Origin of the sequence: Actinokineospora bangkokensis (genome assembly GCF_001940455.1) — a bacterium.
GTDB lineage: Bacteria > Actinomycetota > Actinomycetes > Mycobacteriales > Pseudonocardiaceae > Actinokineospora > Actinokineospora bangkokensis.
The window spans coordinates 226,081-237,964 of the sequence record NZ_MKQR01000017.1 but is presented as its reverse complement, the minus strand read 5'-3'; the positions used below and the strand labels follow the sequence as shown (position 1 = coordinate 237,964).

7 protein-coding genes are annotated in these 11,884 nt (G+C 75.7%); all 7 read left to right on the top strand.

Annotated features, from left to right (window positions below):
- The first annotated feature begins 3 nt into the window (after nt 1–3).
- On the top strand, nt 4–1,398 hold the full coding sequence (gene eccD / locus BJP25_RS17855; protein ID WP_075976081.1) for a type VII secretion integral membrane protein EccD: 1,395 nt from the start codon (nt 4–6) through the stop codon (nt 1,396–1,398).
- A gap of 4 nt (nt 1,399–1,402) precedes the next feature.
- On the top strand, nt 1,403–2,758 hold the full coding sequence (gene eccB / locus BJP25_RS17850) for a type VII secretion protein EccB (protein WP_075976080.1): 1,356 nt from the start codon (nt 1,403–1,405) through the stop codon (nt 2,756–2,758).
- A 4-nt stretch (nt 2,759–2,762) separates the two neighbouring features.
- The gene (locus BJP25_RS34230; RefSeq protein WP_075976079.1) at nt 2,763–5,567 is read left to right on the top strand and encodes a hypothetical protein; all 2,805 of its coding nucleotides are present in this window, start codon (nt 2,763–2,765) and stop codon (nt 5,565–5,567) included.
- 28 nt (nt 5,568–5,595) lie between these two features.
- Complete coding sequence (locus BJP25_RS17840; RefSeq protein WP_198943534.1) at nt 5,596–8,955, top strand: right-handed parallel beta-helix repeat-containing protein; 3,360 nt, start codon at nt 5,596–5,598, stop codon at nt 8,953–8,955.
- 108 nt (nt 8,956–9,063) lie between these two features.
- Nucleotides 9,064–9,465, top strand: a complete 402-nt coding sequence (locus tag BJP25_RS17835; protein WP_233158132.1) for a YbaB/EbfC family nucleoid-associated protein — start codon at nt 9,064–9,066, stop codon at nt 9,463–9,465.
- Nucleotides 9,462–10,757, top strand: coding sequence for a hypothetical protein (locus tag BJP25_RS17830; protein WP_075976078.1), 1,296 nt, complete (start codon nt 9,462–9,464; stop codon nt 10,755–10,757). Before BJP25_RS17835 ends, BJP25_RS17830 begins: the two co-directional genes overlap by 4 nt.
- A gap of 4 nt (nt 10,758–10,761) precedes the next feature.
- On the top strand, nt 10,762–11,884 hold a 1,123-nt coding region (locus tag BJP25_RS34225), incomplete at its 3' end, for a WXG100-like domain-containing protein (protein ID WP_456318646.1).

Sequence of the window (11,884 nt, the reverse complement as noted above, 5' to 3'; positions counted from 1 at the left end):
GCGATGACAGCGGCGCGCAGTGCCGAGACGTGCAGGCTGACGGTGGTCGGCCCGGACGGGCGCGCGGACGTGGCCGTCCCGATCTCGTCCACCATCGCCGGGCTGCTGCCCGTGCTGGTCCGCCACACCCTGCGCGGGCAGGACAGCCACGAGGGCTCGTGGGTGCTCCAGCGCCTCGGGGAGCCGCCGCTGGACCCCGACGGCACCCCGGAGACGCTGGACCTGCTGGAGGGCGAGCAGCTCTACCTGCGCCCGGCCGAGAACCCGATGCCGGAGCTGGACTTCGACGACATCGCCGACGGCATGGCCACCGCGGTCAACCGCAGGCCCGACCGGTGGCAGCCGGAGTACAGCCGGTGGCTGTTCCTGTCGCTGTCGGGCATCACCGTGCTGGCGATGCTGCTGGTGCTCCAGGTCAGCCTGTCCGGGCTGGCCTCGACGATCAGCGCGGGCGTGCTGGCCGGGGTGTTCCTCGGCGCCGCGGTGGCCGCCGGGCGCAAGCTCGACGACCTGGCGCTGACCACCGCCCCCGGCCTGGCGGGCTGCGCGTTCGCCGCCTACGCGGGCCTGGTGGGCGTCGGCGGCATGGACGGCGTGCTGGCGCTGGAGCCGATGGCGGTGGTCATCGGCGCGCTGGCGACGACGGTGGCCGCCGGGGTCCTGCTGACCGCCAAGGTGTTCGTGTCGCCGCGCATCCCGCTGGTGCCCTTCGGGGTCATCGCCGCGGTCGGCGTCGAGACCATGGTGGGCGTCTGGTTGGGCACCGGCGCGGGGTTCACCGTGCCGCAGGCGGCGGGCATCCTGTCCACCGGGCTGTTCGCGCTGATGATCCTTTCCGCCAAGCTGGCCATCCGCGCGGCCCGGCTGCGCGGCCCGCAGCTGCCGCGCACCGCCGAGGAGCTCCAGGTCGACCTGGAGCCGCACCCGGCGGAGCAGGTCATCGAGCGCACCGGCTGGGCCGACCGGTACCTGTCGGTGCTCACCGTGTCGTCCTCGGCGGTGTTCGCCGTCTGCTTCCCGTACCTGCTCACCGCGGGCGGGTGGCTGGGCCCCACGCTCACCGGGGTGTTCGCCGCCGCGCTGCTGCTGCGCTCGCGCCAGTTCTTCGGCGCGTGGCAGCGCCTCGCGGTCACCGCGGCCGGGGTGGTCGGCATGGTGCTCGTGGTCGTCGGCGTGGTGTCGCAGATGCCGCAGGCCTGGCACGGGGTGACCCTGGTGCTGCTGCTCGGGCTGGTGGTGTCGCTGGTGCTGGCCGCCACCCGGCCGCCGAACCGGCGGCTGCTGCCGCTGTGGGGGCACCTGGCCGACATGTCCGAGACCCTGACCGCGGTGGCCGTGCTGCCGATCCTGCTGCAGCTGCTCGGCTTCTACGCCTGGGCGCGCGGGTTGGCGGGCTGATCCGGTGCAGACCCAGCGCGACCGCGTCAACGCCTACCAGTTCCTCATCGGCCGGATGGTCTCGGCGCTGGTGCTCGGCGACTCCTCCCGGCTGGAGCAGCCCGAGCGGCGCAGCGGCTTCGGCTTCCTGGTGGGGCTGGGCCTGGCCGTGCTCATCGCCGCGGGCTTCGGCATCTACGGGCTGATCGTGCCCGGCGGCAACACCGCGTGGCAGCAGCAGGGCGCGATCCTGGTCGAGGAGGAGACCGGCACCCGCTACGTCTACCTCGACGGCGAGCTGCGCCCGGTGCTCAACCACGCCTCGGCGCTGCTGGTGCAGGGCTCCGGCGCGCACGTGGAGATGATCAAGCGGGCGTCGCTGGACGGCCTGCGCCGCGGCGGCCCGATCGGCGTGGCGGCGGGCCCGCAGGTGGTGCCCACGGGCGCGGACCTGTCCGCTGGCCCGTGGCTGCTGTGCCTGCCCGGCTTCCCCGCCCCGGACGGCCGCTCGCTGGCGATGACGATGTCCATCGACATCACCGGCGACCAGGACACCTTCGGCGGCGACCGCTACCTGCCGGTGGCCTCCCCGGCGGGCCAGCAGTTCGTGGTGTGGCGCAACGTGAAGTTCCCGCTGGCCGACCCGACGGTGCCGATCGCCCTGGGCCTGCCGACGATGCCGCCGCGGGTGGCGCCCGACGCGTGGCTCAACGGCCTGCCCACCGGTCCGGTCATCGGCGCCGCGGAGGTCCCCGGCGCGGGCGAGCAGGGACCGGCCATCGGCGGCAGCCCCACCGCGGTCGGCGCGCTGTTCCGCCACGAGGTCGGCGCGGGCCAGCCGGACCAGTTCTACGTGCTGCGCGCCGACGGGCTCGCCCCGCTCACCGCCACCGAGTTCGCGCTGCTCGGCGCCAAGGCCCAGGTCGCCCCGGTGCGGCTGGGCGCGCAGGACATCGTGGCCGCGCCCCGCTCACCGGACACGTCCCTGATGGCCCGGCTGCCCGACCTGCTCGGCACCCGCGCCATCGACCCCGGCGACGGCGCGTTCTGCCTGCGCCAGCACGCCGAGGGCGTGGCGGTCAAGAGCGAGCTGGTCGTGGCGCACGGCGCCGACGTCAACACCGAGGCCGCGGCCAAGGTCCGCCCGGCGGGCGGGATGCTCGTCGCGGCCGTGCCGGTGCGCGCGGGCGCGGAGAAGCCCGACCGCTTCCTCATCGACGACCAGGGCCGCAAGTTCGAGCTCGTCGACGACGACTCCATCAGCGCACTCGGCCTGGGCGGCATCCCGCCCGTGCCGGTGGCGACCGAGGTGCTGGACCAGCTGCCCTCCGGGCCCGCCCTGTCCCGGGCGGCCGCGGGCGCGCCCCAGCGGAAGGGATGACGCCATGTCGCTGCTGACCAGGCGCCGGGACCGGCGCGAGCCCGACCCGGAGTTCGCGGGCAACGTCGTGGGCAACGCGACCGTCGTCCACCCCCGGGCCGGGATGACCACCGAGACCCAGGTGCTCGCGCTCACCGTCGCCCCCGACGCCGAGCACGACCTGGTGGTGGTCGACCTGCCGCCGGACGCCCCGGTGACCGCCTGGGAGGCCATCGCCCAGGCGGTGCCCAAGGGCAAGCGCGGCGTGCGGCTGATCATCGGCGGCCGGTCGCGGGAGATGACCGCGCTGGCCGGGCAGTGGCTGGCCGAGCGGCTGGGCCGCACCGTCGTGGCCCCCGACGGCGCCGTCGTGCGCGCCACCGGCGGCAACCTGTTCGTCCACTCCGGCCGCGGCAGCGGCTGGGTGCGCTGCCGCCCCGGCCACCCGCCGGAGTGGGAGGCCAAGCGCTTCCCGCGCCCGTCCTGGGACGTCGACGCGGTGGCCGAGCCGTGGCCCACCAGCTCCACCGGCGTGGCCGAGCCGCTGCCGGGCGGGGTGTGGCTGCGCCCGGTCGGGCACGAGTCCACCGTCCGCGACCGCCGGGTGATGCTCGTCGGCGCGCTGAGCTGCCAGCCGGAGGTGCTCGCGGTCGTCATCGGCTGCCCGGGCACCCCGCCGGTCTCCCTCGACGACGTGGCCCGGTTCTGGCGCAAGCTGCCCGACGACGTCAAGGACAAGGTGCGCTTCGCCCAGTACGGCCCGGTGCGCCTGCCCGAGGGCGTGCCGTTCGGGCAGGCGCTGGCCGACCTGCTCGGCGCCGAGGTCACCAGCTACGCCGGTCTGCCCTTCGGCGAGGGCGAGCACCCGGAGATCTGGACCATCGGCGTGGACGGCACCCGCGGCTGGGTGCCCTTCGTGCGCGAGCTGGGCTACCAGCCGCGCGCGGAGGGGGAGCGGGCCGAGCAGCCGGTGCTGCGCAGCCACCGCCACCCCGACTTCGCCGTCGAGGAGGTCTCGCCCGCGGTGTACTGGTACGCCCCGGACGCGGTCATCGAGGTGATCCAGGCCGGGCTGTGGATGCGCCCGCCGCACGAGGTCGACGGCGCCGCCGACGTGCGCGCGGTGACGGTGGACCAGCGCGGCCCGCTGGTCGTGTTCGACACCTCCACCGAGGAGGTCGCCGCCAGGATGAAGGCGCTGGCCGAGGACGTGCTGGCCCGGCTGGCCGAGGACGCCCGCAGGCACGGCCGGGTGGTGCCCGCCGCGCGGCTGCGCTTCTCCGGCGGGCACCTGGCGCACCGCTCGTTCGGCGCCATCGAGGCGGGCGGGTCGCTGCGCGCGGGCCAGCAGCCGCCCGCCCAGGGCCCGGCGCTGCAGATCGAGGCGTCGAGCACCGAGGCCATCCCCGCCCCCGGCCGCCGCGGTGGGGACGGGGCGGGCGCCGACGCCGGGCTGGTGTCGATCCGGCCGGTGTCCGGCCCGGACGACATCCCCGAGGAGCTGGTGCTGGTCGGCTCGTCCCCGGCCCCGTTCGACGAGCTGGGCGGCGAGGGCTTCGGCACCACCGACTTCGACGACTTCGCCGACCCCGCCACCGCCACCGCCGAGCCGGTCCCGGCCACCCCGGCGCCCGCCCCGGCCGCCCCGCCGCCGCTGCCGGACCTGTCGGCGGCCAGCGCGCCCGCGGGCATCGACGCGCCCGCCGCGGACTCGCCGTGGGCGCCGCAGCCGACGACCAGGCGACCCGCTCCCGAGCAGCCCGCCGCGCAACCCCCGGCCGCCGCCGCGCCGCCGCAGGCCGCCCCGGCGCCGACCACCCCGCCGCCCACCGCCCGGTCGTCGGCCGACCGGCCGACCGCCGCCCCGCCGCTGCCGGACCTGTCGCCGTCGGAGCCCGGCGCCCCCGCGCGCACCGAACCCCGGCCCGCGCCGCCCCAAGACACCGCGGCCCAGGCCCGGCCCGAGCCCGCCGCCGAGCCCGCGGCACCCGCCGAGCCCCAGCGGGCCCGGCGGGCCGAGCCCCGGTTGCAGCCGACCCCGTCGCCCGAGGCGGCGGCGCTGCTGCCCCGGCGCGGCATCGACGACGAGCGCTCCTGGCTGCGCCGCACCCTCGACCAGGACTACGGCACCATGTCCAACGCGGTGCTGCGCGTGCTGTCCGAGCACCCCGGCTTCCAGGGCGCGCTGTCGCGCAACTCCGCCGAGCTGGTCACCGACGCGGTGGCGCTGCGGCTCTACCTGTCCCCGCAGGGCGTCCCGGTCGACGACGCGCTGCGCACGGCCGCGGTCGGCCCGCACGTGCCGCTGGCCCGCTGCGCGGTCTCCGGGCTCAACCGGCTGCCCACCCACCGCGGCCCGGCGATCGTCACCACCGCCGTCGACGCCGCCCAGTGGGCGCTCTACGAGGGCAACCAGCTGGTCACCGAGTGGGGCTTCGGGCACGCGCTCACCGAGCCCGCCGCGGGCCTCGACGGCGACACCGACGTGCTGCTGTGGTCGATGACCGCCCGCCGCACCCGGCTGCTCGAACCGGACACCGGCCAGGTGGCCGACCGGGTGGTGTTCGTGCCGGGCACCAGCTTCAAGGTGCTGTCGCTGGCCCCGGCCACCGACGGCGGGCGGGCCACGATCATGCTGCGCGAGCTGGCCGCCACCGAGATCGACGCGCAGGGCCGGGTGGACGCGGACAAGGTGTCCCTCGACGAGCTGGCGGTCACCTCGCTGCGCCAGCGGGCCGAGCGGTGGGCCGCCGCCCGGGCCGGGGGCACCGGCCCGGCGGTCGAGGCGGAGGCCGCGCCGCGGTTCCGCGCCCTGCCGGGGCTGGTGTAGGCGCGGTGGACGCGGGAGGGAGCGCACGATGAACCGACAGCTGCTGGTGGTCTCCGCGGACAAGCCCGGCTCGTACCCGACCATCACCGCCGCGCTGAACGCCGCCGGGCCCGGCGCCACGATCAGCGTGCTGCCCGGCCGCTACGCCGAGAACCTGGTGTTCACCAGGCTCGTCACCGTGGTCGCCGAGGACGGCCCCGGCACCGTGGAGGTGCACTCGACCCAGGGCAGCACCGTGGTCAGCGGCGCCGAGGCGGTGCAGCTGCGCGGGCTGGTGCTGACCTCCACCGACACCAAGGCCCCCGTGGTCGACGTGCACGGCGGGGAGATCGCCCTCGACGAGTGCCGCATCTCCGGCTCGGCGTGGGCCGCGGTGCTCGGCCGCGGGCAGGGGCGGGTGGCGCTGCGCGGCTGCGACATCGCCAACTCCGCGGGCGCGGGCATCGTGGTGACCTCCCCGGTGGAGGGCACCGTCGAGGACACCGCGCTGCACGACATCGGCTCCTCCGGCGTGGTGCTGGCCGACCGGGGCGCGCTGGCCCTGCGCCGCACCGCCGTCGAGCGCGTGCAGGGCAACGGGATCTGCGTCAACGACAGCGCCCGCGCGGTGCTGGAGCAGGTCTCCGTCGTCGGCGCGGGCAAGCCCGCCGTCGTCGTGGAGAAGCAGGGCCAGGCCAAGGCGCGCGCGCTCACCGTCTCCGGCAGCACCGCGCTCGACCTCTACCTGCTCACCACCGGCGCGGTGTCCATCGCGGACTCGGTGTTCACCGGTGCCCCGGTGCAGTCCGCGCACATCGCCGCGGGCTCGGCCACCGAGCTCACCGGCTGCCGCTTCACCGGCGCGGGCCGCAACGCCGTGCACGTCACCGGCGGCTCGGCGCCCCGGTTCACCGACTGCCGGGTCGAGGACTCCGGCGTCGGCGTCATCGTCGAGGCCGACAGCAAGCCGGTCTTCGAGCGCACCACCGTCCGCGGCTGCAAGCAGGGCGCGGTCGTGGTCGAGGGCGGCGCCGACGCCCGCTTCGCCGGGCTGCGCCTGGCCGCGGAGTCCGGCCCGGGCGTGCAGGTGCGCGCCGGGTCTGCGCTGGCGCTGTCCGACGGGGTCGTCGAGGTGCGCGGCGAGACCGCCGTGGCGCTGTCGGACTCCTCCCGCGGCGTGCTGTCGGACCTGCGGATCACCGCCGTCGGCGGCGACGGGGTGGCGCTCAGCGGCGGCGCCCGCGCCGAGGTCACCTCCGCGCTGCTGCGCGCGGGCGGGGTGCGGGTCGGCGCGGACAGCGCCGTGGGCCTGCGCGACAGCGAGGTCGTCGAGGCCGCGGGCGACGCGGTGCTGGTGGCGGGCGGCGGCTCGGCCACGATGACCCGCTGCCGGGTGCGCGGGGCGGGCCGCAACGGCGTGCTCATCGGCGCGGGCGGGCGCGCGGAGCTGCGCGAGTGCGAGGTCACCGGCGCCGCCGCCGACGGCGTGCGGGTCGAGACGACCGAACCGGTCCTGGTCAGCCGCTGCACCCTGCGCGACAACGCGGGCGAGGCGCTGCGCAGGCCCGCCGAGGGCGACCGGGTCACCGTCGAGCAGCTCACCGGCGCGGTGGTGGCCTCCGGCCTGGAGGAGCTGTCCGCGGCCATCCCCGCCGTGCCCGCCGCCGCCCGCGAGGAGCGGGCGCCCGCCGGGGCCGAGCAGCCCGAGCACGCCACCGGGCCCAACCCCGAGCAGTCCCTGGGCGAGGCCGCGGGCGTCGAGCCCTCCGGCCCGCTCGGCGAGCTGGACTCCCTGGTCGGCCTGGCCTCGGTCAAGCACGAGGTCAAGGGCCTGATCAACCTCATCAAGATGTCCCAGCGGCGGCAGGAGATGGGCCTGCCGATGCCGCCGATGTCGCGGCACCTGGTCTTCGCGGGCCCGCCCGGCACCGGCAAGACCACCGTCGCCCGCCTCTACGGGGCGGTGCTGGCGGAGCTGGGCATCCTCTCCCGCGGCCACATGGTCGAGGTGGCCCGCGCCGACCTGGTCGGCCAGTACATCGGCTCCACGGCCATCAAGACCACCGAGGTCGTCACCAAGGCCCTGGGCGGGGTGCTGTTCATCGACGAGGCCTACACCCTCACCGCCCAGTCCGGCGGCTCCGGCCCGGACTTCGGCCAGGAGGCCGTCGACACCCTGATGAAGTTCATGGAGGACCACCGCGACGAGCTCGTGGTGATCGTCGCGGGCTACTCCGAGCTGATGGAGAAGTTCCTCGCCTCCAACCCCGGCATGGCCTCCCGGTTCACCCGCACCATCGAGTTCCCCAACTACTCGGTGGACGAGCTGGTCACCATCACCACCAACCTGTGCCGCAAGCACTACTTCGAGCTCACCGAGGACGCCACGCAGGCGCTGGTGGACTACTTCGACGGGGTGCCCAAGAACGAGACCTTCGGCAACGGCCGCGTCGCCCGCAAGCTGTTCGAGGCGATGGTCGGCAACCAGGCCTCCCGGCTGGCCGCGCAGGCCAGCACGAAGGACTCCGAGCTGTCCCGGCTCACCGCCGAGGACCTGGGCGCGGAGATCACCGCCCTGTCCGCTGCCGTCGGCGCCAAGACCGACCGCTCCGACGCCCCCACCGACCCCGCCTCCCAGGTGCGCGCCAGCCGCGGCTGGCAGCGGCTGGAGGCGCTGGTGGGGCAGGCGGGGCTGCGCGAGAAGGCGGGCCCCGGCCTGGTCCGCCTCGCCGAGCTGGTGCGCGCCCGCAAACCGCTGAACAAGCAGGCCAACCTGGTGCTCAGCGGCCCGCGCGGCACCGGCCGCAGCGAGGTCGCCCGCCGCTACGCCCAGTGCCTGAGCGAGCTGGGCCTGGTGCCCGGCGGGCAGCTGGTGCGCGTCGGCCTGGGCACCGACCTCACCCCACAGTGGCCGGGGCAGGCCGGGGCGCTGCTGCGCGCCGCGGTCGCCGACGCCTCCGGCGGGGTGCTGGTGGTCGACGTCGACGACCGGCCCGCCGAGCAGTGGCGGGCCGAGGCGGTGGAGTCGCTGGTGGACGGGCTGCGCAGGCTCGCGGGTGACCCGGTGGTGGTGCTGCTGGGCGAGCACGACGCCCTCGCCGCGCTGTTCTCCGGCTCCCGCGCGCTGGCCCAGGTGTTCCCGCAGTCCTGGGCGCTGGAGGACTACACCGACGCCGAGCTGGCCGAGCTGGCCGTGCGCAGGCTGCTGCGCCGCGGCCACGAGGTGCCCGACGACGTGCGCGCCGCGCTGGCCGACCAGGTGCGCGACGGCGACCTGCGCACCGCGCACGCGGTGCACCGCTTCGCCGACCGGTTGGCCGCCGCGGTGGCCTCGCGCACCCTGGCCGCGGCCGACCTGCGCCCGGCGCCCGCGCTGGGCCCGGTGCCGGGCCTGGCGTCGGTCGGGTAGTTCGGGCAACAAGCGTTCCCGGTCTGCCCAGGTGGACGGTTGGGCGCTTGTCGGCGCGGTGGGTGGCTCCTTTACTCGACTCCGGACCCGATATCCCGGGAGGCAGGCGTGTCGGCACCGCTGGAACAGCAGCTCGACGAGGCCATGGCCCACTACCGCGACCAGCGGGCGTCGGCCCTGGACTACCAGCGCCGCCTCGGTGAGGTCGCCGCCACGGCGACCTCACCGCGCCGGGTCGTGTCGGTGACCGTCGGTGGCCAGGGGCAGGTCACCGACGTCTCCTTCCCCACCGGTGCCTACAAGCGGATGGCGCCCGCGGAACTGGCCTCGGCGATCCTGTCCACCATCGCCGAGGCCAGGGACAAGGCCCTCGACGAGGCCGCCGACCTGCTCGCCCCGATGCTCCCGCCGGGCCTCGACGCCCGCCAGGTGATGCGCGGCCAGGCCGACATCGGCGCCGTGCTGCCGCCCGAGCCGCCCGTCGTGGGCCTGACGGAGGAGGAGCTGTGAGCTACACCAACCGCTACAACGACCCGGTCCGCGGCGGCAGCAACAACCCGTACCACTTCGACGGCGCCGACTCCACCGACGGCGGCGCGAGCCGGTCCACCCGCCACCGCGGCCTGCCGGTGTCGATGGACACCGAGTCGCTGCGCCGCCTCGCCCAGGGCTACACCGACGCCTCCGAGGGCGTCTACGAGATCTACCGCCGGGTCAACCTCATGGACGGCACCTACGCCGAGGCCTTCGGCGACGACAGCGCGGGCAAGAAGATGCTCGCCTCCTACACCAAGCTCAAGACCGGCGTGGCCAAGGGCGTGCAGAACCTGGCCCGCGGCGTGCAGGCCACCGGCGAGGGCCTGGAGTTCCAGGCCAAGATCGCCGACCGGGTGGAGGAGAACAACACCCGCATCGCCAAGCAGCTCGCCCCCCAGGAGGGCTCCGGCGACGGCACGGGCACCGGCGAGCACGCCGAGGCCACCCCCAGGCGGTACGCGCGGCTGGCCAGGATGGGCGGGGCGCGGCTGCGCGCCGACCAGCCGGGGGAGGAGTCCCCCCAGGACGGTCAGCGGGTGGCGAAGCGGGTGGTGGAGCAGCCGAAGGAGGGCACCCTGCACTCCCGGGTGCGCGCCGACTCCCCGCAGGAGTTCACCGAGGACGGGTTGCCGCTGGCGCGGCGGATGGACACGGTGAGTGCGCTGCCGCGGTTGCGCGCTGATGCGCCGCAGGAGTTCACCGAGGATGGGCTGCCGCTGGCGCGGCGGATGGACACGGTGAGTGCGCTGCCGCGGTTGCGCGCTGATGCGCCGCAGGAGTTCACCGAGGACGGGTTGCCGCTGGCCAGGCGGATGGAGCCGTTGCAGCCGCTGGAGCCGAGCCGGGGGCTGGAGCCCGTCGCTGAGGCGCAGCTGCTGCCCGCCCTGCCCGGGATCGACCCGATCCAGTCCGCCCTGGAGCCCGCGCTGCCGGGCATCCCGGCCACGCAGTTCATCGACACCCCCGCGGGTCAGCGCGAGGTCCTGCCCTTCCCGGCCGACCCGGCGGCGGAGCGCGACACCTTCGTCGGGATGCTGCGCGCGCAGCTGCGACCCGGGCAGCAGGTGGTGGTGCAGCAGGGCGAGCAGCCCGACGGCACCTACCTGGCCTCGCCCGCGATGATCCGGCAGCCGGGCGTGGACGGCGGGCCCGGCGTCGAGGGGTGGGTGCTGCCCGTCGACGACGCGCGGCTGCGGGTCTCGCTGCTCATGGGCGGCCTGGAGCGCACCCTGGCCCCGGGTGAGACCGTCGTCGTGACCGGGTAGCCCCGTGGACAACGTCCCCCAGGTCGGCTCGATCATGTGGCCGTCCGAGCTGAACTGGTTGGCGCCCATCCTGTTCGGCGACTTCTTCCCGAAGTCGCGCGAGGGCGACCTGTTCATGATGTCGAACGAGTGGAACCAGATCGCCCGCGACATCACCACCTCGGTCAACGACCTGCCGTCGCTGATCAGCCAGGCCCAGCAGGCCATGTCCGGCGACAGCGGCCGGGCGTTCCTGGAGTACGGGCGCAGGCTGGGCCGGGCGGCCCCGCAGCTGGCCAAGAGCGCCGGGGAGACGGCCAACACCCTCTACCAGTACGGCCTCAACGTCCAGAAGGCCAAGTACTCCATGATCATCGCCGCGGTGATGACCGCCGCGGAGATCGCCTGGGCGCTGTCCAACCCGTTCACCGCCCCCCTCGTCCCCGGCTTCATCGCCGCGGGCCAGGCCGCCGTCCGCCGCATCCTGACCTCCCTGTTCGGCCGCATCGGCGGCCTGCTCGCCAGGATGGCCCTCTCCGAGGCCCTGTCCGAGGCCGCCCAGGAGTTCCTCGCCCAGCTCATCCAGTACCTGCAGGGCGTGCGCGACAAGTTCAACCTCGAAGACCTCGGCCAGGCCTTCGCCATCGGCGGCGCCGCGGGCGTGGTCGCTGGCGGCCTGCACCTGGGCGGCAACAAGGTCAACCCCAACTTCAACAACAGCCGCTGGGGCGCGGGCGTCAACGAGGGCCTCACCGAGATCATCGTCGGCGCGGGCGCCGCCGCCGCCCTCGGCGGCGACTTCGACAGCCTCTGGGCAGGCGGCCTCAACGGCTTCCTCAGCGGCGCCGCCAGCCACACCAAAGACCGGTCCGGCGGCCCCGACACCCCCGACACCCCCAGCGGCCCCGACACCGGCACCGACCTCCCCAACATCCCCCAAACCCCACCCCCCTCCGGCCTCGACACCCCGGGCGGCTCCGGTGGCTCCGGCGACCCCAAGAGCGGCCCCGGCGGCAACCAGGGCCCGCAGGACTCGTTCAACCAGGGTCCCGAGGGCAATCAGGGCCCGCAGGGAACCCCGGAAGGCGGTCCCACCCCCAGCCCCCAGGGCACCCCCGCGCCGCCCCCGCAGGGCAGCCAGGGCCCGC

Excerpts from the sequence above, each read along its gene's own strand:
- eccD (WP_075976081.1), top strand. The coding sequence starts at position 4 with ATGACAGCGGCGCGCAGTGCCGAGACGTGCAGGCTGACGGTGGTCGGC.
- BJP25_RS34230 (WP_075976079.1), top strand. The coding sequence starts at position 2,763 with ATGTCGCTGCTGACCAGGCGCCGGGACCGGCGCGAGCCCGACCCGGAG.
- BJP25_RS17840 (WP_198943534.1), top strand. The coding sequence starts at position 5,596 with ATGAACCGACAGCTGCTGGTGGTCTCCGCGGACAAGCCCGGCTCGTAC.